Below are 23,378 nucleotides of genomic sequence, written 5' to 3' on the forward strand. Positions count from 1 at the left end.
CGGCACTAGAGCAATCCGCGTGCCCCCGCCGGACCGCGCCAAATTCCGGCAGACGGGCGGGTGAAATCACGCAACGCTTGCGCCTTTTCACCCGATTCGCGATCGCCGACGAAACGGCTGCATGGCTGCGCGGGAGTTTTCATTTGGCACTGACAACTTCCGTAACTGGGCCCGTCCCACGGTCACCGGACCCCGAACGTCGCGGGTGGCCGATTGCCGCGTGGACCGTGGAACATTACGGCACCCTGATTGCACACCCGCGCACCCCCAGTCCACGCCGCAGCGAACGGAGTGTCGATCCCCGTGTACGCGAGATCCGCCGCCCAACACGCCTACAGCGCCGCTGTGGTACGGACCCTCCGTCTCGGCGGAGTGATGTACGTCGCGCTCATCCTTTTCTGCACACAGGGCGCGTACGGGCAGCAGCAGCCGCCCCGCGCGACGCCGCCGTCCGGCGCGCCCGCCCCGGCCGTCGCGGCGCCCCCCGCCGCGGAGCGGTGCTCCGGCTGTCACGCGCAGCTCACGCAGCGGACGATCGTCCACGGCGCGCTGCAGAAGCACGACTGCCAGGCGTGCCACAAGCCCGCCGCCGGCGAGCAGGGCAAGTGCCGCGCCCGCACGGCGACGCACTGGACGCTGATCCGGACCGAGCCGGAGCTCTGCTACGGCTGCCACGCGCGGAAGGACCAGTCCAAGTCCGTGCACACCGCCGTGCGCCAGGGGAGCTGCCTCTCCTGCCACGAGGCGCACGCCTCGAATAACGCGGGCCTGCTGAACGAGCCCCGCGAGAAGGTCTGCTTCACCTGCCACGAGCCGGAGCCGCTCCTCACGAAGGCGGTGAAGCACGCGCCCGTGGCGGAGGGCCGCTGCCTCGAGTGCCACGACGCGCACGGCGGCAACCTCCCGAACGCGATCAAGGCGGAGAGCGGGAGCGCGTTCTGCCTCAAGTGCCACGACGCGAAGGCGCCCACCGGCAAGGGCACCCCTGGGCCTGCATTCCGGGTCGATCTCGCGAAGGCGGTCGTCCACGCGGCGCTGAAGCGCACCGACTGCCTCGGTTGCCACGACGGCGGGCACTCGAGCGACAACCGCAAGCTGCTCAAGAAGTCCGTGGTGGAGCTCTGCTACGGCTGCCACGAGCGGAAGGACCGGTCCAAGTTCCCGCACGGCGCCGTCCTGGTCGGCGACTGCGCCGTGTGCCACGACCCGCACGCGTCCGACAACGCGAAGCTCCTGGCGAAGGCGACGACGCAGGAGACGTGCTTCCTCTGCCACCAGGACGACCTGACCGGCCGGAAGGTCGTGCATGCACCGGTGGCGAAGGGCTGCGAGCAGTGCCACGACCCGCACGGCGGCGCGTCGCGGTACGCGCTGAAGGGCGGCGAAGGCAAGGCGGCCTGCTACAAGTGTCACAAGCCGCTCGACGAGAAGAAGGTCAAGCACGCCGCGCTCGAGCGGTACGGGTGCACCGGCTGCCACGATCCGCACGGCACCGCGAACCGTGGCCTCCTCTCGAAGAAGGTCAACGCGGTCTGCACGGCGTGCCACCCCGACCAGAAGGACGGGAGGCACGTCACCGCCATCGCCGCGGGCGGCCACCCGGTCGGCGGCGAGCTCAACGACCCGCGCCGGCCCGGCCGCGACTTCTCCTGCGCGAGCTGCCACGACCCGCACGGCTCGGACAACCCGCGGCTGTTCTACTACGGGTCGAATGCGATGGAGTCGTGCGACGGGTGCCACGGCGACAAGTCCGGCAAGCGCCCCGAGCTGAAGAACATCGTCTCGCGGGCGAAGCGTCCGGCGGCGACGCCGGCCAGCGGCGTCGGCGGAGGCGCGGGCGGCGGCGCAGGCGCGCCGGGCAGCGGCGCCGGGGAGGTGGTCCGGTGATCGCGTCGCTCCTCGTCGCCGCTGCGCTCGCCGCCGCGCCGCCTCCCACGGGCGCCTCCGAGGTCGTCGCGCGCGTCGACGCCGTCGTGCTCGACGCCGCGGCCGTCGCGCAGCGCGCCGCGGCGTTCGGCGCGCAGGGTGAGCACCTCGAGGCCGCGCAGGTGCTCTCGACGCTGGTGGACGAGGTGCTGCTCGCGGCGGAGGCGGAGCGGCTCGGGCTGCGGAAGGACCCGGCGTACCTCGCGCGCATCGAGGCCACGCGGCGCCGGTTCGCCGCGGCGGCCCTGCTCGACGCGGAGGTGGCGAGCGTCGCGCCCCCGGAGTCGATGCTCCGCGAGATGTACCACGCGAGCAGCGACTTCGCGCGGCTCGAGACTCTCGCGTTCGAGACGAGCGAGGCGGCCGGCGCGGCGCGCGATCGGATCGCGAGGGGCTCCTCCTTCGCCGCGGAGGCGAAGGGCGCGGTCGTCGCGCAGCTGTACCCGACGCCCGAGAGCGCGCCGTTCCTGCTGCGCGCGCAGCTCGCGCCGGCCCTGGCGGCCGCGGTCTTCGCGGCGAAGCCCGGCGCCGTCGTCGGCCCGGTCGCCGCCGGCCCGGGCTTCACCGTCGCGCGGGTCCTCGCGATCGAGATCGGCGACGAGAAGGGGTTCGCGGCGAAGCGCGAGTCGCTCGTGGAGCACGCGAGGAAGCAGCTCGCGACCCAGGCGCGCGCGCACCTCGCGCAGAGCCTCCGGGCCGGCGCGAGGGTCCAGCTCGACGAGGCCTTCCTGAAGGGCGTGAAGGGCCTCGACGCGACGCCGGAGGAGCAGCAGCACGTCATCGCGACGGTCGGCGGGAAGCCCCTGCGATACGGCGACGTCCTCCCGTCGATCCGCACCATCGCCGAGAGCGGCATGGGCGGACACCTGGCCGGCCCGACGGTGCGCACCCAGGTCGCCTGGCAGGAGATCGACGCGCGGCTGCTCCAGGACGTCGCCGTCGAGCGCGGGTACGACCGGCGTCCAGAGGTCGGCGCGCAGGTGCGCGGCGCGGAGCGGAACGTGCTCGCGCTCCTCGCCGCCGAGCGGATCCGGGCGGCGGCGCCGTCTCCGACGGAGGCCGAGCTGAAGGCCTTCTACGACCGGAACGCGGCCGCGCTCCGCAAGCCGCTGCAGCAGGTCATCCCCGAGGTCGCCGCCGGCGCCGCCCAGGAGAAGCGCGAGCGCTTCCTGCTCGCGCGCGTCGAGGAGCTCCGGAGGAACGCCGTCATCAAGATCGACTCCGGCGCTCTCGCGCGCGCCACGGGCGCTGCAAGATGAACTGGGCGTGTTGCCCCACCGTGGGTGCAGCACCCCACCTCACCACGAACAAGGGACACACCTCATCCTGTGATTGCAGGGCCTTGCACGTGGCATGTGGGATGCTTGGCACCTTCGCCCGCCGGCCTCACCGCCACAATCCGCCAGATACGGTCGGCCCTCACGGACGATGAAGCGTAACCCGGCACACGAGATCAGGGGCCCCGGCGGCTCGCTTCCGCTCCGTCCCGAGGACGAGGCCGCGCTCGACCTCGCGATGCTGATCGATGGCGAGACCAGCGGCCGGCCGCTCGACGAGGTCCTGCTGCAGTACGGACGCTCGCGCAGCACCTACTACGAGAAGCTGCGCCGGTTCCGCGACGGGGGGCTCGAGGGGCTCCTGGCGCGTCCGCCCGGTCCGCGCAGCCCGTGGCGCCGTCCGCTCGAGGTGGTCCGCTTCATCGTGACCACTCGGCTCAGGCACCCCGAGCGCGGCGCCGCCGCGATCGCCGGCGACCTGGAGCACCTCGGGCACGCCGTGAGCGTCCGCAGCGTGGAGCGGACGCTCACGCAGTTCGGCCTCACGCGCCCGGTGTCGCGCGTCGCGCCCGCGACCACCCCGGAGCGTAACGGGGGCCAGGGCAACCCGTGAGAGCGTCGCTCGCCGTCGCGATCGCCGCCGCCGCCGTGCTCGCCTCGCCGGCCAGCGCCGCACCCTTCCCTGCGCGCAGCGGCGAGTCCGGGCTCGTCGACGTCCCCGACGGCGAGGTCGTCGGCGTGGGCGGTGGCCTCCTCGGCGCCGAGCTCCGGCTCGATCATCCCTCCGGCGACGCGGCGACCTTCGGGCCGCTCCCGCTCTACGCCGTCGCCGGCGTCACCGATCGCGTCGAGGTCGGCCTCACGATGCGCGAGTGGGGCCAGCCGGGCGATCCGCGGCCGGCGCGCGTCCTGTTCGGCAGCGCGCTGAAGCTGCAGCTCCTCTCCGCGACCGAGGGACGTCCCGCGCTCGCGGTCGATGGCACCCTCGATCGCATCGGGTCCTCTGAGGTGCTCGGTGGCCGGCTCATCGCCTCCACGCGCCGGGCCGGCCGGCTCCGCTTCGCCGCCTTCATCGGCGGCGAGTCCGGGCGCGAGCGCGGCCTGACCTACGGCGGGGCGATCGCGCTCGTGCACCGGAGCGACGTCGAGACGGTCCTCGAGGCGCTGAACGGGCCGCGCGGGGCGAACCTCGGCGCCGCGATCCGCTGGCGCGCCCTCTCGACGCTCGGGATGTCGCTCGGGGTGAACTACCTGCCGCGGGAGAGCGGGTTCCAGGTGAGCCTCGGGTTCGGGTTCGGGCCGCCGGGCAGGACCTCGGCGACGACCGCCGAGCCGGCTCCCTCGGCGGCGCCCGCGCAGCCGGACACCGCCGCGACGCCGGCCGCCCTCGCCTTCCGGGACGACCGCCCGAGGTTCCGCCTGCGCCTGCGCACGGGCGAGCTGCTCGGGACGGAGCCGCGCCACCTCCAGGCCGCCCCGTACGCGCCGCCGGCGCTCGCGTCGTCGACCATGCCGGGCCGCGTCGCCCCGGCGAGGGCGCCGGCGCTGTCGGTGGAGGACGTGCTCGAGTCGCAGCTGCGCGAGGCGGAGAGCCAGACCGACGCCCGCGAGCGCCGCCTCCGCGCGACCGCCGACGCCCTCGCCTCGCGCGCGCTCGACGGCGTGGCCGAGGGTCGCCGCCTCGACGAGCGCGAGCGCTCGCTCGGGGAGCGGACGCAGCAGCTCGACGCCCGCGAGCGTCGCATCTCGTTCCGCGGCGCGCCGACCCAGCAGCAGCGCCAGCTCGAGTCGCAGGAGGCGCAGCTCGCGGCCCAGGAGCGGCAGCTCGCGGCCCAGGAGCGGAGCCTCGCGCCCGCCGTCGAGGCGGCGCAGGGCAAGGAGCAGGACGCCTCCGCACGCGAGGACGCCGAGCGGCAGGAGGTCAACCGGCTCACCGCCTCCGCCACCTCCACCTCGAACCGCGCCCAGCAGCTCGAGCTCCGCAAGCAGGCGGTCGCCGCCAAGGGCCGGCAGCTCGCCGGACTCGAGGCGCGGCTCGTGGCGACGGGCGAGCGGATCGACGCCGTCGAGAAGACGCTCCGGGTCCGCGGCGAGCGGCTCGACGCCTCGCAGCGCCGCCTCGACGCGCGGGCCGAGCGGCTCGACCTCCTCGAGCGCCGCGCCGCGGGTCCGCAGGCCGGCCCGGAGAGCGCCGGGCCGCGGCCGGCCGATCTGCCGAAGGACGCGCGCGCCCAGAAGGACAAGGCCGTGTTCGTCATGGTCGTGAAGTCGCCGACGGCCGTCGTGAAGGAGCGCAGCGCGCAGGCCGGCGCGGCGGCCCCCGCCCCGTCCGCGGCGGCGGCCTCGGCCCACCCCGGCGTCGCCGTCGAGAAGGCGGTCGCGGCCGCCACGGTGGTCATGTTCCCGACCCCCGCGAGCCAGATCTCCGAGCTCGACCTCGAGACCGTGGACAGCATCGCGAAGCTCGCCGCCCGCGAGAAGTGCGAGCTGCTCATCTGGGCGCGCGCGAAGGACCCGAGCCTCATGGCCGAGGCCCAGCGCCGCGCGGCGCAGATCCGGAGCCGCGTGCTCGCGGCGGCCGCGCTCGAGGAGAAGCAGATCGTCACCCGGATCACGACGCGGCCGGCCGGCCAGGGCGTCGACGTCGTGATCTCCGCGCTCCGGGACCAGCCGTCGGTCTCCCCGTCGCCCGCGGCCGACGCGCCCGCGACCCCGGCGCCGGCCCCGACGGCCCCGACTGCGCCCGCGCCGGCCCTCGTCGCCGGCGAGACCGGCCGCCGCCAGATCCGCGAGGCCGTCGTCGCGGCGCAGCCGTCCATCGAGGCCTGCGTCGCGCAGGTCCTCGAGGCCCAGCGCCTGTCGCGCGCGGAGGGCGTGCTGCGGCTCACCGTCTCGGCGCAGGGCAAGGTGACGAAGGTCGCGACCGGGACCGGCGATCTCGCCGGACCCGAGCTCGAGGCCTGCCTCTCGCAGGCGGCCGCCGCCTGGAAGTTCCCCGCGTCCGACGCCGAGTACGTGGTGGACGTGCCGATCACGATCATCCGCGGCGGGGGGGCCCGATGAGGAGGTGCGCCATGCGCCGGGTCCTCGTACCGATGGCGATCGCGACGCTGCTCGCGCCCGCCGCGCCGCGCGCGTTCGAGTGGAGCGGGCGCGTCGGCGTGCTCTACGGCCGCGACGACCAGTGGTCGCCCGCCGGCGCGAGGCTCACCGACCCGCGCCTCGATCTCGATCTCGCCCTCGACGCCGCCGGCTACTTCTACCGGCCCGGCGCGGTGGCGTACCAGGGCGGCGTCCTGTACCGGCGGCTGGCGACGAGCCTCGGCGGGCCGTCCAGGGTGGACGACGATCTGTCCTACCGGCTCCGGAGCGCGATCTTCGGCGATCCGGCGAGCCCCTTCCGGCTCGACCTCGCCGCCGATCGCGTGGACTCCGGCTCCACGTCGAGCGGCGATCAGATCGGGGACTTCAAGTCGAGGATCTACGGCGCCACCGCCACGATCGCCGTCCCCGACCGGCCCGCGGTCCAGCTCGGCTATGCCTATGACGAGCTGACCCGGGACGTCCTGACGCTCGGCCCGTCGAGCCGCACGCTGCAGACGGTCACCGCGAACGCCCAGCACGGCGCGACGGGGTACTCCTACGACGCGCGCTACCAGGGCCACCTCTCCGACGGCACGTTCGCCGCGGACAACTACGACGATCACCAGGTCGACGTGAACGCGGCCGCCAATCTCTCGGACCCCTTCTCGCTCCAGTTCTCGGAGCACTACTTCCTCCGGCTCCCGCGCCTCGACTCGACCTTCAACCCGCGCCAGGAGACGAACTCGGCGTTCGCCTCGCTGCGATACGGCTACGGAAACGCCCCCACCGTCACGCGCCTGAACTACTCGTACGGCCACGCGGTCCAGACCGCGCCCGGCGTCGCTGACGTGGAGCGCACGTCGAACAGGATGGAGCTCTCGGTCCTCCGTAACCTCACCTCGACCTGGAGCCTGCAGGGCGACGTGAGCGGCACGTTCGCGGACGACCGGCTCGGCGTCGAGCTGCAGCGGAACTCCGGGCAGGACCTGTCCGGCACGGTCCGCTGGCGCTCCGCGACGGACACCGACTCCCTCGAGCTCCACGCCGGGCCCTCGGTGGGTCTCCTCGAGCCGAGCGGGGCCGACACGCAGCTGGCGTGGGGCGGCAGGGGCGGCGTGGCGCTCGCGCGCACCTGGGGCGAGTACCGGACGACGCTCTCGTATGACCTCTCCTACGCGAACGGCCTCGCCGCCGAGCAGGGCTGGAGCTTCCGGCAGCAGGGGCTCGCCGGCGCCGACCGCGTCCTCGGCATGGGCGTCCTCCGCGTGCAGGTCACCCTCTCCTCCGACCGCCACGAAAGCCCCCTCTTCGGCGCCGGCGCGAGCCGCTCCGTCTCCGGCCGCCTGGAGTACCGCTGGGGCACGAGCACGCTCTCCGCCCAGGCGTCTCAGTCCGACGGCATCGCCGGGACCGTGACCGGCGTGAACGGCGATGGCCTGTTCCTCCCGGCCCCCTACAACACGCACGTCCGGACCGCCTCGCTCGTGGGGTCGACGCTGTTCTTCCGGCGAATCGCGGTCACCGGTCGCGCGCTCTACTCCTCCACCGACCTGCCCGACCGCCCCGCGCTCGACGAGGGCGAGCTCTACGGCTCGGTCGATCTCGTCTACGCGGCGCTCCGGATCGGGGTCGAGGATCGCTACGTCGTCTCCGAGACGCCGGCCGGCACCGGCCGGACGAACCAGGTCCTGCTCCGGCTCTACCGGACGTTCGGCTCGCGGTAGGTCCCATGCGCTCGCGGTGGTCGCTCGTCTCCGTCTCCGCCCTGCTCGTCGGGGCCGGCTGTGCGCACGTCGCACCGGGGCGGCCGCCGCCCGAGGTGGCCTGGCCCGCGCCGCCCGCGGAGGCGCGCGTGCGGCTCGTCGCCGTGTTCCCCGACCCCGGCGCGCCCGCGCCGGCCCGGTCGGCCTGGCAGACGATCCTCGACGCAGTGACCGGCCGCGACCCCGTCCGTGAGGCGCACGCGTGGGTGGTGCGGCCGTTCGGTGTCGCCGGCCTGCCCGGGGGTGGGTGGGCGATCGCCGATCCCGACGGCGCGGCCGTGCTGCGTCTACCGCCGGGGTCCGAGCCGGCCCGCGTCGGCTGCCGCGGCCGGGAGTGGCAGGCCCCGATGGCGGTGGCGGCGGCGCCCGACGGAGCGCTGTGGGTCGCCGACGGGGGCGCGGCCGCGGTGGTGCGCGTCGCCCCGGACGGCAGCTGCCGCGCGACGGCGGCCGGGACGTTCGAGCGCCCGACGGGGATCGCGGTCGCGGGCGGACGGGTGTTCGTGGCGGATCCGCCGCGGCACCAGATCGTGGCGCTCGAGGCGTCGGGCGAGGTGGCTGCGCGGTTCGGCGGGCACGGCGAGGGGGACGGGGAGCTGAACTTCCCGACCGCGGTCGCCGTCGACCGCGACGGCAACCTGCTGGTCGTCGACGCGCTCAACTTCCGCATCGCGCGCTTCTCCCCGGACGGCCGCTGGCTCGGCGCCTTCGGCGAGGCCGGCGACGCGGGCGGCGCGCTCGCCCGGCCGAAGGGCGTTGCGGTCGACGGCACGGGGCGGATCTACGTGACCGATGCGCAGCGCGACCTCGTGCTCGTCTACTCGGCGGCGGGCGCGTTCGAGGCCGCGCTCGGCGCGCCCGGCTCCGAGCCGGGCTACCTCACAATGCCCGCCGGCGTCGCGACCGCGGGGTCGCGCCTCTGCGTCGCCGACAGCCAGAACCGCCGCGTGCTCGTGTTCGAGATCCTGGGAGGCCGGTCATGAAGCCGCTCGTCGCGCTCGTCCTTCTGCTCGCCGCCGCCGACGCGGTCGCGGCCGGCGGGAAGCTGGCCGGGTCGAAGCACGACCTGTCCGTCACCGGACCGGGGCCGATCCGGGCGGTGTCGGAGCGGAACCCGTGCGTCTTCTGTCACGTCCCGCACAACGGTTCCAACAACCGCCCGGACGTCGTCGCGCTGCACCGGCCCTACGAGAGCACGACGATGTCCGCGCGGCCGGGCTCCCCGAACGGCGCGACACGGGTGTGCCTCTCCTGCCACGACGGCACCATCGCCGTCGGCCAGACCCGCGCCAGGCGCATCGAGACCACGGTCGCGACCATCGGCGCCGAGCGCGCGTCGAACCTCGGGACGGACCTGCGGCGGACTCACCCGGTGTCGTTCACGCCGGTGCCGGGTTCCGGCACGCACGCGCCGGCGCCGGGCGACGCGGTGAAGCTCGACGCAGGGCGGCAGGTGCAGTGCACCTCGTGCCACGATCCTCACGAGGAGTACCGCGATCCCAGGGTCGGCAAGTTCCTCGTGAAGCCCAGCGAGCGGTCCGCCCTGTGCCTCACCTGCCACGACGCGGTCGCCGTCCAGCGACCCGGCGCGAGCCACGCGGAGTCCACTGCGCACTACGGCCCGGCCGAGGGCAACACCGCCGGCTGGGGCTCGGTCGCGGACGCCGGCTGCATGGCCTGCCACGCCTCCCACGGCGCGGATCCGAAGGGTCAGCTCGTCGCGCGCCCCCTCGCCGACGACGACGCGCTCTGCCTGCGCTGCCACGCGACGTCCGTCGTGCGGCGCCCGCTCGCCGCCGACCTCGCCAAGCCCTCCGCGCACGCGGGCGCCGAGCGCGGCGTCCACGACGCCGGCGAGGGTCGCCCCGGCGCGGCGCGCCCGCTCCCGGAGCGGTCCCCTGGCACGACGCGCCACGTCACCTGCGTCGACTGCCACGATCCGCACGCCGCGAGCGGCCAGCCCGCCGTCGGGACGAGCCCGGGCGGCGCCCTCGCCGGCGTCTGGGGCATCGACCGGAACGGCGCGCGGGTTGCCCAGATCCGCTCCGAGTACGAGCTCTGCTTCAAGTGCCACGCGGACAGCGCGAACAAGCCGCAGTCCGGCGGGCCGCGGCCGCCGGACCTGGTCCGCCGCGCCGTGGTGGACGTGAACCTCCGCGAGGTGTTCGGACCGACCGCCGTCTCCTCGCACCCCGTGCTCGGGCCGGGCCGGAACCCGGACGTGCCGAGCCTGCGGGCGCCGTGGACCGCGGCGTCGACGGTTGCCTGCGGCGACTGCCACGCGTCGGACACCGGGCCGGGCGCCGGCGGGTCCGGTGCGCGCGGCCCCCACGGCTCGATCTACCCGCCCCTGCTCGAGCGCGCGTACTCCACCTCCGACGCGACGGTCGAGAGCCCCGCGGCGTACGCCCTCTGCTACAAGTGCCACGACCGCGCGGTCCTGCTCTCGACCCGGTCGTCGTTCGCCGAGCACGCCCGGCACCTCGGGCCGACGGTGAACGCGCCCTGCTCCGCCTGCCACGCCGCCCACGGCATCTCGGCCACGGCGGGGACCCCCGACGGCAACGCGCACCTCGTGAGCTTCGACCTCGCGATCGTCCGCGCGTCGGCGGGCGGGCCCGCACAGTACCGGAGCCTCGGGCGCGCCCAGGGGAGCTGCACCCTCTCCTGCCACGGGACGGATCACCGAGCGTCGACCTACGGCGGGATCGTCCCGGCGGGCTTCCGGCGAGGCGCCGCGCTCCGCCGGGCCCGCTGACCGCCCGGCGGAGGTTTGTCCGCGACGCGGCTCCCGTGCGACAAGACTCGAGGGCCAAGCCCGAGGAGAAAGCGATGCACGCTCGTCACTTCCGTCGGTTCCCACGCACCCTCGCCGCGGCGCTGGCGGGAGCGCTCCTCGCGGGCGCGCTCGGCGGGTGCGCCACGGCCTCGAAGAAGCCGGACAAGGACCTCGTGTGGCCGCCGCCGCCCGAGAAGGCGCGCATCAAGTTCGTGAAGGCCTTCTCCAGCGAGGAGCAGCTCCGGACCGGCGCCTTCGACGTCGCGCTGCGCGTGCTCGTGCCGTCGTCGGGCGACGTCGTCGTCGCGCAGCCCACCGGCCTCGCGCTCACGCCGGACGAGAAGGCCCTGTTCGTCGCGTGCTCGTCGGCGGGGCGCCTGCTCCGCGTCGACCTCTCGAGCGGTTCGATGAAGATCGTGGCCCAGGACGAGGGCCGCTCGCCCTCGAGGCCGTTCTCGGTCGCGGTGGACGCCGCCGGGAAGTTCTACGTCTCAGACCTGGCCCAGAACGCGATCTGGGTGTACGCGCCCGACGGGAAGTTCCTCCTCCGGCTGCAGAACGCGTTCCTCGAGCGCCCGACTGGCATCGCCATCGACCGGCGACGGCAGCTGCTGTACGTGGTGAGCGGCGTCAGCAACCACTCGGACAAGCACCGCGTCGAGGTCTTCTCGCTCGCCGGCGAGCACGTCCGGACGATCGGGACGCGCGGCTCGGGCCCGGGCGAGTTCAACTTCCCGACCAACGTCGCGGTGGGTCCGGACGGCACCCTGTACGTCGTGGACATGCTGAACTTCCGGATCCAGGTGTTCGATCCGGAGGGCCAGCTCCTCGGGATGTTCGGCCAGATCGGCGCGGGCCAGCCGGGCACGTTCGACAAGGCGAAGGCGATTGCCCTCGACGCGTTCGGGAACATCTACGTCACCGACAGCCAGCAGGGGTTCGTCCAGCTCTTCAACCCGCGGTACGAGCCGCTCATGGCGTTCGCCGGGCGCGCCAACGTTCCGGGCTTCATGCTCGTGCCGACCGCGATCGTCATCGACTCGAGGAACACCATCTACGTGGCCGACTTCGCGGCGGGCCTGGTGAACGTCTACGAGCTCATCAACACCAGGGCCCAGGACGGCCTCGCGCGGGAGCCGGAGCCTGCGGCCGCTCCTCCTGCGGCCGCGCCCGCGGCGACGCCGCCGGCGGCGGCCCCAGCCACCTCCCGCCAAAACGCCCAGGATGGGTGATTTGACGCAGGGTACTACCGGAGGACCCGCGGGATTTCGCAGGGTTACAGGGGGTGACATCGGAACGCCTGTTGCAAACGACAACCTTCAAACAAAGGGGGCCGCACGCACCGAGCGCTGCGGTCAGAAAACCGAAAGGATCGGTCTTCCATGAAGAAGGTTCTCGTCGCGATGGCTGCCGTGGCGTTCGCCACGTCCGCCAGCGCCACCATCAAGGGCGGGTCGCACGACCTGTCGAGCACGGGCCCTGGCGCCTACGGCGTGAGCACGCTCTCGTCCTGCCAGTTCTGCCACGCGCCGCACAACGCGAACATCGGCATCGCCGGCACGCCGCTCTGGAACCGCAAGGCTCCGGTGGGCAACGGCGGCGGCTCGTTCACCGTCTACACGAGCACGACGCTCTCGCCCCAGACCGTCACGCTCGGCGCGAACTCGCTCACCTGCCTCTCCTGCCACGACGGCGTCTCCGACATGGGCGACACGTTCGTCGGCAGCCGCGGCTTCGCCGCCAACACCCCGATGCACACCACGTTCATGGGCGGTGGCGCGGGCAGCCCGGTCGTCGGGACGAACCTCAACGACGACCACCCGGTCGGCGTGGTCTACCCGGCGACGGCGACCGGCTTCGTCGCCCGCGCGAGCGTCACCGGCGTGAAGCTCTACGCGTCCTCCGGCGGGAACTTCACGGTCGAGTGCGGCTCCTGCCACGATCCGCACGGCGAGTGGGACGGCAAGTCGGGCTCGGGCACCGGCCTCGCGAGCTTCCTCCGCGTGAACGCGAACGTGATCTGCTCGAACTGCCACGACAAGTAGGCCGAGGCAGAGCTCCTGATGCACGAGCGGGGACCGGGTGACCGGTCCCCGCTGTCATTTTCCACGGGGCGTGCCGCCCCGCCCAGCCGGCGAAGCGGTCGGGGCACCACCCCTGCTACGCGGGGACCGTGACCTCGCGCGCCCGCGTTCGCGGGCACGCGCGAGGTCCCCGCGCGGAGGGGCTACGCCCCTCCCCCGCTGCGCGGGTCCCCCTCCCCGAGTTCCTCCGCCGCCTTGACCGCCGCCCCGCCCGCGCAGTACGCAGCAGAGGGCCCCCGATGCCCCTCGCGCCTCGCTCGCCCGCCCGCCGCTGGGCCCTCGCCGCGCTCCTCGCCGGCGCCCTCACGTACGCGCCGACGCTCCGGCACGGCTTCGCGTTCGACGACGGGATCGTCATCGTGAAGAACCGGCTGATCCGCACCCTCGAGGCGCTCCCGTCGCTCGTTTCGAGCACGGAGTGGGCGGGCGGAGGCCTCCTCGTTCGCGCCTGGCGGCCGCTCACCGACGCGACCTACGCCCTGAACCACGCCGCCTCCGGGCTCGCGCCCTGGAGCTACCACCTCGCGAACGCGCTGCTCCACGGGCTGGTCGCGGCGTTGGTGGTGCTCGTGGCCGTCCGGCTCGGGGTCGGCGCGCACGCCGCCGGGATCGCCGGCCTGCTGTTCGCGGTCCACCCCATCCACGTCGAGGCCGTGGCCAACGTCGTCGGCCGCAAGGACCTGCTCGCCACCGCGTTCCTGCTCGCCATGGTCCTCGCGCACCGGTGGGGCGCGCGCCGGGGCGGCACCGCGCTCGCCCTGGCCCCGCTCGCCTACGCCGCGGCGATGCTCTCGAAGGAGGTCGGCGCGGTGGGGATCGCCCTGGTCGGTCTGCTCGACCTGCTCATCCCCGAGCCGGCCGGGGGCGGCGAGGGCGGCGACGATCCGGGCGGCGTTCGCGAGCTGCCCCCTCACCCTGGCCCTCTCCCCCGGGGGGGGAGAGGGGATGGCTTCACCAAGCGTCGCGGCGTCGTTCTCTACGCGTGCCACGCCGTGGTGCTCGGCATCTACCTGCTCCTCTACCGCGCGGTGACGGCTGGCGCGCACGACCCGATCCCGTTCGAGGACAACCCTGCCGCGTCCGCGCCCGGCGCGGTACGGCTACTGACGGCGGTCGCGGTGGTCGGGAAGGGGCTGCTGCTCCAGCTCCTCCCCGTCCGCCTGTCGCCGGACTACTCCTTCGACGCGATCCCGGTCGTCGCCACACCGCTCGACCCGAGGTTCCTCGCCGCCGCCGCGCTCCTCGCCGGCTGGGCCGCCGCCGGCGCCTGGGCGTGGCGGCGCCGCGGCGCGCCGCTCGGCCTCGCCGCGCTCGCGTGGTACCTCGTCGCGCTCCTCCCGGCGTCGAACCTGCTCTTCCCCATCGGCACGATCTTCGGGGAGCGGCTCCTCTACCTGCCGTCGGTCGCGACGGCCGTGCTCGCCGGCGTGGCGGTCGCAGCAGCGAGCGCGTCAGGTCGCCCCGAGCGCGGGGCCGCGCGAACGCGCGGCCCGGAGTCAGGGGGCCCGCCCTGGTGGCCGCGGGCCGCGCTCGCCGGCGTCGCCCTGCTCGCCGGCGCCCTCACGGTCGCGACGGTGCGCTACGCGGCGGCCTGGGAGAGCGACCGCACGCTGTTCGAGCACGCCGCCCGGGTCGTGCCGCGCTCGAGCAAGGTCCAGCACAAGCTCGCCGTCGTCCGGCTCGAGGCCGGGGATCCGGAGGGCGCGCTCGCGGCCATCGAGCGCGCCCTCGCGCTCCGCCCCGGCACGGCCGCGCTCGAGATCGTGCACGCGGAGATCCTCCGCGCGCTGCACCGGCCCGACGACGAGGCCGCGGCGCTCGAGCGCGCGCTCGCCGCAGCTCCCTCCGATCCCGACGCGCTCTACGCCCTCGGGCGGCGAGCCCGGGACGAGGGGCGGCTCGACGAGGCGGAGCGGTACTGGCGCCGGGCGCTCGCGGAGCGCCGGGAGCACGCGAGCGCCCTCGCGGACCTGTCGACGCTCGCGCTCGTCCGCGGCGACGCGGACGCCGCGCTCCCGCTCGCGCTCCGGGCGGTGGACGCCGACGAGCGGCAGGCCAGCGCCTGGTACAACCTCGGGCTCATGTACCGCGCCCGCGGAGACGCGACGCGGGCGCGCGACGCGTTCGCGCGGTTCGTCGCGTCCGCCGGGCCCGAGTACGCGGCCGAGGCGGGCGCCGTCCGCGAGATGCTCGCCCGCGGCGAGCCGCGCTGATCACTTCCCCGGGTGGCCGGGTGGCTTCGCGTGCGTGGGCGCGTGACGCGCGTGGCACCTGAGGCACAGCTCGGTGTACTCGAGCCGCAGCCCGGCCTTCCGCTTCGTGATCGCGTGCGGATCGTGGCAGGTGTGGCACGCGACGAACCCGCCGGTCATGAGCGGCAGGCCGGCGGGATCCGCGCCCTTCACCATGACGCGGAACGGGTGCTTCATGTACGCGGGATCGTGGCAGCCGGCGCAGAGCGCGATGGGGTCGCCGCGCACGGCAGCCTGGCCGGGCCGCTCGTGGCAGGCCTGGCAGTCGGCCTTCGCGCCGTCGGCGCGATCGTGCGGGTTCGGCCCGCGCGCGCGGCCGGGTACGGAGGGCGCTGGGACGGGCGCAGCGGACGCCGGCGTGCCCGCGCCGGGGACGGCCGCGCCCGTGGCGCCTGGCGCGGGCGGGCGCCACGGCTCGCTCGCCACGACGGGCGCGGCGAGCGCCGCCGCGAGCAGCACGGCGGCGGCGACGTGGGGCGTCCGCATCAGCTCGCCTTGCGGCGCGCCGCGTCGTTCGGCCGGCCGCCGCTGATGTCCGCCGACTGGATCTCCGCGAGCATCGCCTTCACCGACTCCGGCATCTGGGCGCCGCTCGCCATCCGGTGCATCTCGTGGCCGAGGTAGCTGTTCTCGATGAGGAGCTTCAGCACCTTCACCATGAACGAGCGCTTCCCGGGCGAGAGCTTGTCGAGGTTCTTGAACTTGTCGTGGAAGAAGTGGCCCGTCGCGCGGTGGAGCTCGGACTGCATCTCCTCCATGGTCATGTTGTCCGGCTTCATCACCGGCTCGACGAGGTTGTAGCGGCGGTAGTCGCGGGTCGCGACGCGCGAGTCGAGCTGCGGGGAGATGTCGGCGTACGGCCACGGCGTCAGGGCGAGGAAGAACGCCATGTCCGGCGCGTACCACTTCGCCAGCTCGACCGTCTTGCGGATCGACGCCGCGGTCTCCTCGGGCGTCCCCAGGACGAACGAGGTCTCCGACACCATGCCGTGGGCGTTGATGAGCTCGATGGCCTTCTTCGACTCGTTGACCTTGATGTCCTTCTGGTACAGGTCGAGCGTGCTCTGGGACGTCGACTCGACGCCCACGTAGACGTGGGAGACGCCGCCCTTCACGTACTTCGGGAGGATCGCCTCGTCGCGCAGGATGTCGTCGACGCGCGTCTCCATGAGGATCTCCATCCCCGTGCCACGCTCGATCATGAGGTCGAGGATCTTCTCCCAGCGGACTCCGCTCGACGTCGGCGTCTCGTCGGAGAGCATCGTGACCCGGACGCCGTAGGTGTCGCGGAGCATCTCGAGCTCGGTCACGAACTTCAGCGGATCGCGGCCGCGCCAGGTGCGGGCCCAGAACTTCTGCTGGGAGCAGAACGAGCAGCGCTGCCCGCAGCCGCGCGCGGAGTTCGCGATGGCGAGGCGCCCCTCCGGCCGCGGGCGGTAGTAGTAGAGCGGCCAGTCGACGAGGTCCCACGCGGGCGTGAGCACGTCGAGATCGGGCTCGAACGGTCGCGGCTCGTTCGACACGGGGACGCCGTCCTTGCGCCACGCGAGCCCGCGGATCCGGTCGTACCCCTCCCCCGCGGCGACCGCCTGGACGAGCTCCTCCATCGTGCGCTCGCCCTCGCCCCGGACCACGAAGTCGACGTTCGGGTCGTCCCGCAGGATCTGGTCCCAGCAGAACGTCGCGTGGACGTTGCCGACGACGGTCTTGACGGCCGGGTTCCATCGCTTCGCCGTCGCGCAGATGACCCGGGCGTCCGGCTCGGTGGCGGTGATCGCGGTCGTGCCCACGATGTCCGGCTGGAACTCGGCAATGACGTTCGCGATGTCCTGGTGCGACGCGAAGAGGCTCATCGCGTCGTAGATCCGGACCTCCGCCCCGGCCGCGCGCGCGGCGCCGCCGACGTACACGAAGCTGAGCGGGAGCCACACGCCGGCGGCCTCGACCACGCCCGAGTGGTATGGGGAGGTGACCAGCAGGACCTTCGGACGGCGAACGGACATTCGGAAGCTCCTCGGCTGAGACGCTGAGCAAACTAGAGCGGTGGACTACTAGCACGAACGGGGCCACGCCCCGTCCACGGGGTACACCGTTCGGAATCCCCCGTCATTACCGCCACGGACAGGCGCAGGGTTGCCTCGCATCAAGCAGGGCCGCGCAATGGTTGCGTATCACCACGATCCGGCGGTGCGGCAGAGCACGCAATGCGGGGCATTTCGCCCCCACGCCGCTGGCGAGCCACTTGCAATCACGCTGCGGAGGCGCCCGATGGGCGATGGAGAACCATGCGCGAGAAGCTCACGATCCTGAACGCGTTCATCCACGACGTCGCGACCGGCACGTGGCTGTCGACGCTGCTGCTGCTCACCCTCCTCCACCAGGAATCCCGGAAGCCGGCGTGGACGGCCGCCGCGGGCCTGGTGCCGCCGCTCGAGGCGAAGTTCCTCTGGCTCACGTGGATCAGCCTGGGCGTGATCGTCGCGACCGGCGTGGTCCGGTTGCTGACGTGGAAGGTGTTCGGCTGGACCGGCGACATCGAGACGAGCCGGATCAAGCTGCTCAAGACGAAGCACGCCCTCCTCGGCGTGGTCTTCACGGCGGGCACCGTCTACCAGGTGATGCTGGTCGCGCGCTGAAGGCGACCCGCGACCCCGCGCGTCAGCTCTTCCCCGGGATGGGCCCGGGGCCCGGCGCCTCCGACTGCAGGCCGGCGGGGTGATCCGCGAGTGACTGCGCGTCGGCCTCGCCCTTGTACCAGTCGATGGGCCGCTCGCTCTGATCCTTGAACGTCTGGAGCGCGGCGTCGCGGAGCTTGGCCGCCTCGGCGTCCGACTGCGAGACGAGGATCTCGTCCACCACCTGCGGGCAGGACGCGACGGACCCCGGCCGCGCCTCGATCTCCTCGCGGATGCTCGGCGTCGCGACCTTCGGATCCTTCGCCGCCATCATCTTCAGCTCGATCGAGAAGTTCACGTAAGTCTCGAGCATGCGGAAGATGGCGGAGTCGCCCATCGCGGAGATCGGCTTCTCGTCCGGCAGCGGGGACACCTTGCCGTTCTCGAGCTTCGCGCGGCCGACCATCTCGCACCCGCGCCCGCCGTCGGTCGTGTAGCCGAGGTTGTCGGTGATGACGGCGAGCACCGTCGGCACGTTCGCGAGGTCCCAGTGCGCGAGCAGCCCGACCTCGCCGTCCGGCAGCGGCTGGAGGGTCTTGATGTCCATCGCGAGGACGCGCGACCACCGCGGTACGGGGCGGGTCCGCTTCCGCGGCGGCAACCCCTTCACGTGGCGGCGGAGCGCGTCGTCGAAGAGGTTCGTCGCGGTCTCGGCCTCGCCGAGGACGTTCACGCAGTGCGTCTGCGGGATGCCGAGGATCTCCTCGACCATGGCGTAGTAGTCGTCTCGGCTCACCGGCCCGAACCGGCCGCGGTAGCCGCCGCCGTCGCAGATACGGCTGCCGGGCGGAAGCCGGAAGCTCATCTTCTTCCGGCGGCAGGCCTGGAAGAAGTACACGTAGGCCGACGTCGCGCCGATGAGCGCGACCGGGACGCCGCTCGCCTCGGACTCCCGGAGCGCCTTGAGCAGGTTCGTGACGTCGATCCCGCTCTTCCCGAGCAGGAACATGCTGTCGTCGGTGCCGAAGGCGCGCCGGGTCTGGTCCATCCCGATGGCCATCCCCATCGACGGCGCGAGCTCCGGGCTCGGCGCGAGGATCAGGATCCGGCAGCGCTTCCCCTGCTCGAAGTCGGGGAAGAGGTACGACCCCGTCATCATCCGGTTCGCGCCGAACACGAGCCGCTTCCCGTCCTCGTCGCGGAAGATTCGGCCGCGCTGCGTGAGGCTCGTCGTGCCGCCGGTGAGGCATCCCATCACCGCCTTCTCGACCGGGAAGGACGCGACGAGGTGCGTCTTGAACATGTCGTTATAGACGAGCGGGACGTCCTCCCAGCGGGAGACGTCTCCGGGGCGGACCTTCTTCGCGTCGCAGAACTCGCGGAAGATCGGGTTCACCTCGTACTGCATCGCGAACATCCGCAGGCAGTAGTCGTCGAAGTCCGGGACCTCGGCGTCGACGCCCGCCTCGATGAACTTCAGCACGTCCTCGGTGAGGGCGCGGCGCTCGGCGTCTGCGCGGGAGGAGGGGGCGGCGGACGTCTGGGCCATGGGAGCTTGCCTCCGTGACGGGAGCGGCCCGGCCGCGAACCAAGGGCCGGGAGGCGCCGTCCTGTGTGAAACGCAACTTCCGTAGCACCGGCCGTGAGACCGTGTCAAAGCGCGGGGCGGCGGCTCCGCGCAAGGGCTGCGGGGTGCCCGCGGAACGAGCAGACCGGCGGATTTTCGTGCAGGTGGCGAGCGCGGCCGGATCGCTCGGCGCGCCGCTTTCGGGATCGGCTTGATTCACGCTCCGTGATCGTACGCCTCTCGCGCGCGCCGGCCGGCTCGCCCCCCGCGAAGCGGGCTGGTCGGCCCTTTCCCGAGCCCCCTGCCTGGAGATAGGCTCCGCGGATCGCGATGGGCACGGCATGAACAAGCTCCGGCTCCCGGCGATGCGAGCGGGCTATCCGCTCGCGATCGCGTGCGCAGTGCTCGCGCCGCTCGGCGTGCACTGGGTGGTGGGGCGAACCCTCGTCTGCCTCGACACCCAGATCCTCTATGCGCCGCAGCGCTGGATGGTCGACGAGGCGCTCCGCGCGTTTCGCCTTCCGCTCTGGAACCCCTACATGGGCGCCGGGGTGCCGTTCCTGGCCGACGCGATCCACGGCGTGCTCCACCCCGTGTCGGTCCTGACGGCCTGGCTCGACACCGATCGCAGCGCCGACGTCCTCATCGGCGGGTACGTGGCGTGCGCCGGCGTGGGCGCCGCGCTCGTCGCGCGGGACATGGGCGCCACCCGCCCGGGCGCTGCGGCCGCTGCCGTCGTCTTCGGAACGTCCGGGTACGTTCTGTCCATGACGGGCAACCTGGTCTTCCTTGCCGGCGCCGGGAGCCTCCCGTTCGCCGTCGCTGGATTGCGGCGGTTCGCGGCAGCTCCTGGGCCGGTCAGCTTCGCCTTCGGCGTCGGCGGAGTGGCCGTGCTGGCGCTCTCCGGAGACGCCCAGGCGCTGATGGTGTCGGGCGTCCTCGCCTTGGCGCTCGCGTGGGAGGCCGCCGGGGCGCGCGGCGGATCCCGCGCTGCGATCGCGGGGTTCGTGGGGCTGCTGGTGGCGGGGATCCAGCTCGTCCCGTCCGCCGTGCACGTGGAGAGGACCGTGCGCGCCGCCGGGACCTGGTTCCGGACTCCGTTCGTGTGGGCACTCGAGCCGACACGGGTCGCGGAGCTCGTCACTCCCGGGCTGATGTCGGGGCCCGACCCGTTCGTCGACCGCGTGTTCGAGGCGCTCGCAGGCCCCGGCGGCTGGCCGGTCGGCACGCTTCCGCGCCCCTTCTCGCAGAGCATTTTCATCGGGCTCGTGCCGATCGCCCTGGCCGTCGTGGGGGTCCGCGAAGGTCGGCGCGGGCGCGTGCTGGGGTCACTCGCCCTCCTGCTGCTCTGGATCGCGCTGGGGCCCAGGCTCGGGGCAGAATCGGTGCTCCGACACGTCCCCCTGTGGCGGTCGTTCCGATACTCCGAGAAGCTGGTCGCACCGCTGACGCTCGTCGTCGCTGTCCTGGCGGGCCTCGGTCTCGACGCCGTTGCCGAGCGGCGCGCGCGGGGGCGGTGGCTCTGCATCGCGGCGGCGATGCTCGCGCTCGTGTCGGTGTCGGCGCTCCTTCTCGTAGCGTCCGCGCTCCCGCCCGACGCGGCCTCGATGGCGAACGCCCGCATCCTGCGGGGTGCGTCGCACGTCTCGATCGCGAGCATCGCGCTCGTGGGCTGGGTCGTGCTTCGAGATCGCCTCGGCGTCGGCGGGGGCAGGTTCGCGCTCCTCGGCCTCGTGTGGGCGAGCATGGCCGCGGCGTCCCCGATCGCGCTCCGTCCCGGCGACGTGACGTCCCGCCTCGGCGTCCCGGGGCCGTCACTCGACGCGCCAGCGCCTGGGCCCAGGCTCCTCGTCCCGTACACGCACGAGCCGCTCTCGGTCGATCCCGGGTTCGACTGGTCCGACCAGGCAGGGCGCGTTCACGCGCCGATCGGCTACCCCGCGTACCACGTACGATCGCGGCTCGACTCGATGTACGTGTACAACGCGATGGCGCCAGCGCGGCTGTCGCGCCTCAACCAGGCGCTGTCGGTTCACTGGGCCGAGGTGGCGCGGCGCTACGCGGTCACGCACGCCGCGGTCGCGCGGCCCATCACGTTCCAGCAGCAGACGCTCTACGCTCTGGCGACGAGCGGCGCGAAGCGGGTGGCGCTCGGCCCCGACGGCGACGAGCTCTGGGCCGTTCCCCACAGGGACTGGGCGACCTTCGCGCTCGATGTCCACGGCGTGGAGGACGTCCAGGAGGCGATCTTCGAATTGGCGGGCGGCACCGACGCCGTCCTCGTGGAGTCTCGGGGACAGTTCGCAGTCGCGCCCGGCCGCGTGCTGTCGATCCAGCGCGGGCTCGAGTCGCTGCGCGTCGAGGCGGAGGCGGATGCGGCCGCCACGCTGGTGATCGCCGACGCCTGGTGGCCGGGGTGGGAGGCGACCATCGACGGCTCCGTCGTCATGGTCTACCCCGCCGACGTACTCGTTCGAGCGGTACGGTGGCCGCCGGGCCATCACGTGCTCGAGATGCGTTACCACCCACCTGAGGTGGCCACCGGCATCCTCGTCTCCGCGGTCGGGATCGCGGCACTCGCGCTCGGGATGGCCGTCCTGCGTCGCGTGTCGACGGCTCGGCGAACGACGCCCGGCACCTAGGCAGTTCGTTGCACCGCCTTCACCGGACGCTCACAACCGCTCCACCTTCCAGGCGAGCCTTCGCCCGTCCTTCACACCGTAGGCGATCGCCTTTCCGTCGGCTGTGAACCGGACCGGGAAGACCTGCTCGTACTCGGGGAGCTGCCGGATCACCGCGCCGGTCGCCTGGGCCACGACGACGAAGCGCTTCCCGCCCTTCCGGGCGCGGTACACCAGGTACTGGCCGTCGGGGCTGAAGACGGGGTCGACGACCCGATCGAACGGCGGCCCCTCGTTGCCGTTCGTTACGACGAACCACGCATCGCCGCGCTGGGCGGCGTACGCATGCGCCCCGCCGTCGCGATCGTAGAGCAAGCCTTCCGCCGACTGATACGCGCCCTCCGCCGCGCGTTCGACGAAGTACTGACGGAGCGTGACCGCGCCGTTCGTGATCACCATGGCCGCCAGGCCGCGCCCGTCGGGCCGGATCGCCGGAAGGCTGATGATCTCCTCCCCGGCCGCCATCGGCATCTCGCGATCGTCCAGCACCAGCACGTACTGCCCCGACTTCACGGCGAGGTATGCGAGGGAGCCGCCGTCGGGCCCGAACGCGACGTTGTAGACGGCGTCGTGAGCCGGCCCGCGCTTCACGTCGCCGGGGGCGCCGGTCGCGAACGTGAGCACGAGCTGGCCATGGTCGCTCGCCGCGACCGCCGCGACCCTCGAGGCCTCGGCGTTCAGCACGGCGTTCGAGACGCGCGCATCGATGACCGTCGGCTTCTCGAACCGGAGATCGCTGACGACGAGGCGCCCGACCCCCGCGTCGTCCACCTCGTCGACGTACACGATCCGGGACGAGTCTCCGCTGAACGCATGCATGCCGTACCGCGTCTTCGTGCGCGCGTTCTCGATGTCGTCCACCACGAGCCGCCACGAGGCGTCGACCTGCGCCTGGTACGCGAGGTGCTCTCCGTCCGCGCTGAAGACGGGGGATGCGACGTTGCCGAAGCTCTTCCCCTCCGTGCCGTCCACGACCATGCGCCACTTGCCGTCGACCCGGGCGCCGAAGGCGCACCGCCGGCCGTCCGGACTGAGCACGACGTTCGCCACCGCGTCGTACGCCTTCTTGCCGGCGCGGCCGTTGTGGACGACCCGGTACTTTCCGCCCTCCTCGAGTACGTACGCGACTCCTCCGCCCCGGTCGCTGAAGAGCAGCTCCGGGGACCGATCGTCCGGAAGCTCCGCCAGGACTGCCGGCTTGTCGGACACCGCGGCGAGGGCCGGACCGGGGCCGCGCGCTCCGGGGTCCCGGCCGCAGCGCGAGCATCCGGAGAGGCCCAAGGTGACGCAGCAGACGGCGACCTGCAGGCGCAGGAACGATCGCATCGATGACCTCACGGGTTGGTGTCC

General features: G+C 73.4%; 16 protein-coding genes. 12 read left to right on the forward strand and 4 right to left on the reverse strand.

From position 1 onward, the window contains the following. The first annotated feature begins 345 nt into the window (after positions 1 to 345). The 10 genes from AMOR_RS29375 (at position 346) to AMOR_RS29420 (ending at position 15,126) form a co-directional block, all read left to right on the forward strand. Complete coding sequence (locus AMOR_RS29375; protein WP_248357314.1) at positions 346 to 1,887, forward strand: cytochrome c3 family protein; 1,542 nt, start codon at positions 346 to 348, stop codon at positions 1,885 to 1,887. Beyond that, positions 1,884 to 3,185 (forward strand): peptidyl-prolyl cis-trans isomerase, encoded by a 1,302-nt coding sequence (locus AMOR_RS29380; protein WP_248357315.1) that lies wholly within the window; start codon positions 1,884 to 1,886, stop codon positions 3,183 to 3,185. The genes AMOR_RS29375 and AMOR_RS29380 overlap by 4 nt, the downstream gene beginning before the upstream one ends. Positions 3,186 to 3,354: 169 nt before the next feature. After that, on the forward strand, positions 3,355 to 3,816 hold the full coding sequence (locus AMOR_RS29385; RefSeq protein ID WP_248357316.1) for a helix-turn-helix domain-containing protein: 462 nt from the start codon (positions 3,355 to 3,357) through the stop codon (positions 3,814 to 3,816). Continuing rightward, a complete protein-coding gene (locus tag AMOR_RS29390; RefSeq protein WP_248357317.1) occupies positions 3,813 to 6,266 on the forward strand; it encodes an AgmX/PglI C-terminal domain-containing protein in 2,454 nt (817 codons plus the stop codon). The genes AMOR_RS29385 and AMOR_RS29390 overlap by 4 nt, the downstream gene beginning before the upstream one ends. Before the next feature lie 11 nt (positions 6,267 to 6,277). After that, a complete protein-coding gene (locus AMOR_RS29395) occupies positions 6,278 to 8,011 on the forward strand; it encodes a hypothetical protein (RefSeq protein WP_248357318.1) in 1,734 nt (577 codons plus the stop codon). A 5-nt stretch (positions 8,012 to 8,016) separates the two neighbouring features. Beyond that, on the forward strand, positions 8,017 to 9,033 hold the full coding sequence (locus AMOR_RS29400; protein ID WP_248357319.1) for an NHL repeat-containing protein: 1,017 nt from the start codon (positions 8,017 to 8,019) through the stop codon (positions 9,031 to 9,033). Next, positions 9,030 to 10,808, forward strand: coding sequence for a cytochrome c3 family protein (locus AMOR_RS29405; protein ID WP_248357320.1), 1,779 nt, complete (start codon positions 9,030 to 9,032; stop codon positions 10,806 to 10,808). The genes AMOR_RS29400 and AMOR_RS29405 overlap by 4 nt, the downstream gene beginning before the upstream one ends. Positions 10,809 to 10,882: 74 nt before the next feature. Then, positions 10,883 to 12,061, forward strand: a complete 1,179-nt coding sequence (locus AMOR_RS29410; RefSeq protein ID WP_248357321.1) for an SMP-30/gluconolactonase/LRE family protein — start codon at positions 10,883 to 10,885, stop codon at positions 12,059 to 12,061. A 150-nt stretch (positions 12,062 to 12,211) separates the two neighbouring features. After that, entirely contained in the window at positions 12,212 to 12,874 is a 663-nt protein-coding gene (locus AMOR_RS29415; protein ID WP_248357322.1) for a hypothetical protein, read from the forward strand. A gap of 278 nt (positions 12,875 to 13,152) precedes the next feature. Continuing rightward, on the forward strand, positions 13,153 to 15,126 hold the full coding sequence (locus AMOR_RS29420) for a tetratricopeptide repeat protein (RefSeq protein ID WP_248357323.1): 1,974 nt from the start codon (positions 13,153 to 13,155) through the stop codon (positions 15,124 to 15,126). Here AMOR_RS29420 and AMOR_RS29425 read toward each other — a convergent pair whose 3' ends face one another. Next, complete coding sequence (locus AMOR_RS29425; protein ID WP_248357324.1) at positions 15,127 to 15,651, reverse strand: cytochrome c3 family protein; 525 nt, start codon at positions 15,649 to 15,651, stop codon at positions 15,127 to 15,129. Next, positions 15,651 to 17,168 (reverse strand): B12-binding domain-containing radical SAM protein, encoded by a 1,518-nt coding sequence (locus tag AMOR_RS29430; RefSeq protein WP_248357325.1) that lies wholly within the window; start codon positions 17,166 to 17,168, stop codon positions 15,651 to 15,653. Before AMOR_RS29430 ends, AMOR_RS29425 begins: the two co-directional genes overlap by 1 nt. Positions 17,169 to 17,450: 282 nt before the next feature. Here AMOR_RS29430 and AMOR_RS29435 point away from each other — a divergent pair, with 282 nt between their 5' ends. Continuing rightward, positions 17,451 to 17,801 (forward strand): hypothetical protein, encoded by a 351-nt coding sequence (locus tag AMOR_RS29435; RefSeq protein WP_248357326.1) that lies wholly within the window; start codon positions 17,451 to 17,453, stop codon positions 17,799 to 17,801. Between the two features lie 22 nt (positions 17,802 to 17,823). Here the strand turns inward: AMOR_RS29435 and AMOR_RS29440 are convergent, their stop codons facing one another. Next, positions 17,824 to 19,329, reverse strand: a complete 1,506-nt coding sequence (locus AMOR_RS29440) for a LuxE/PaaK family acyltransferase (protein WP_248357327.1) — start codon at positions 19,327 to 19,329, stop codon at positions 17,824 to 17,826. 359 nt (positions 19,330 to 19,688) lie between these two features. Here AMOR_RS29440 and AMOR_RS29445 point away from each other — a divergent pair, with 359 nt between their 5' ends. Then, a complete protein-coding gene (locus AMOR_RS29445) occupies positions 19,689 to 21,989 on the forward strand; it encodes a YfhO family protein (protein WP_248357328.1) in 2,301 nt (766 codons plus the stop codon). A gap of 30 nt (positions 21,990 to 22,019) precedes the next feature. Here AMOR_RS29445 and AMOR_RS29450 read toward each other — a convergent pair whose 3' ends face one another. Further along, positions 22,020 to 23,354: a TolB family protein gene (locus AMOR_RS29450; RefSeq protein WP_248357329.1), complete on the reverse strand. Its 1,335-nt coding sequence runs from the start codon at positions 23,352 to 23,354 to the stop codon at positions 22,020 to 22,022. Positions 23,355 to 23,378: the final 24 nt, after the last annotated feature.

The sequence above is a fragment of the Anaeromyxobacter oryzae genome (assembly GCF_023169945.1).
Classification (GTDB): Bacteria; Myxococcota; Myxococcia; order Myxococcales; family Anaeromyxobacteraceae; genus Anaeromyxobacter; species Anaeromyxobacter oryzae.

Excerpts from the sequence above, each read along its gene's own strand:
- AMOR_RS29385 (WP_248357316.1), top strand. The coding sequence starts at position 3,355 with ATGAAGCGTAACCCGGCACACGAGATCAGGGGCCCCGGCGGCTCGCTT.
- AMOR_RS29395 (WP_248357318.1), top strand. The coding sequence starts at position 6,278 with ATGCGCCGGGTCCTCGTACCGATGGCGATCGCGACGCTGCTCGCGCCC.
- AMOR_RS29400 (WP_248357319.1), top strand. The coding sequence starts at position 8,017 with ATGCGCTCGCGGTGGTCGCTCGTCTCCGTCTCCGCCCTGCTCGTCGGG.
- AMOR_RS29405 (WP_248357320.1), top strand. The coding sequence starts at position 9,030 with ATGAAGCCGCTCGTCGCGCTCGTCCTTCTGCTCGCCGCCGCCGACGCG.
- AMOR_RS29410 (WP_248357321.1), top strand. The coding sequence starts at position 10,883 with ATGCACGCTCGTCACTTCCGTCGGTTCCCACGCACCCTCGCCGCGGCG.
- AMOR_RS29415 (WP_248357322.1), top strand. The coding sequence starts at position 12,212 with ATGAAGAAGGTTCTCGTCGCGATGGCTGCCGTGGCGTTCGCCACGTCC.
- AMOR_RS29420 (WP_248357323.1), top strand. The coding sequence starts at position 13,153 with ATGCCCCTCGCGCCTCGCTCGCCCGCCCGCCGCTGGGCCCTCGCCGCG.
- AMOR_RS29425 (WP_248357324.1), bottom strand. The coding sequence starts at position 15,651 with ATGCGGACGCCCCACGTCGCCGCCGCCGTGCTGCTCGCGGCGGCGCTC.
- AMOR_RS29430 (WP_248357325.1), bottom strand. The coding sequence starts at position 17,168 with ATGTCCGTTCGCCGTCCGAAGGTCCTGCTGGTCACCTCCCCATACCAC.
- AMOR_RS29435 (WP_248357326.1), top strand. The coding sequence starts at position 17,451 with ATGCGCGAGAAGCTCACGATCCTGAACGCGTTCATCCACGACGTCGCG.
- AMOR_RS29440 (WP_248357327.1), bottom strand. The coding sequence starts at position 19,329 with ATGGCCCAGACGTCCGCCGCCCCCTCCTCCCGCGCAGACGCCGAGCGC.
- AMOR_RS29445 (WP_248357328.1), top strand. The coding sequence starts at position 19,689 with ATGAACAAGCTCCGGCTCCCGGCGATGCGAGCGGGCTATCCGCTCGCG.
- AMOR_RS29450 (WP_248357329.1), bottom strand. The coding sequence starts at position 23,354 with ATGCGATCGTTCCTGCGCCTGCAGGTCGCCGTCTGCTGCGTCACCTTG.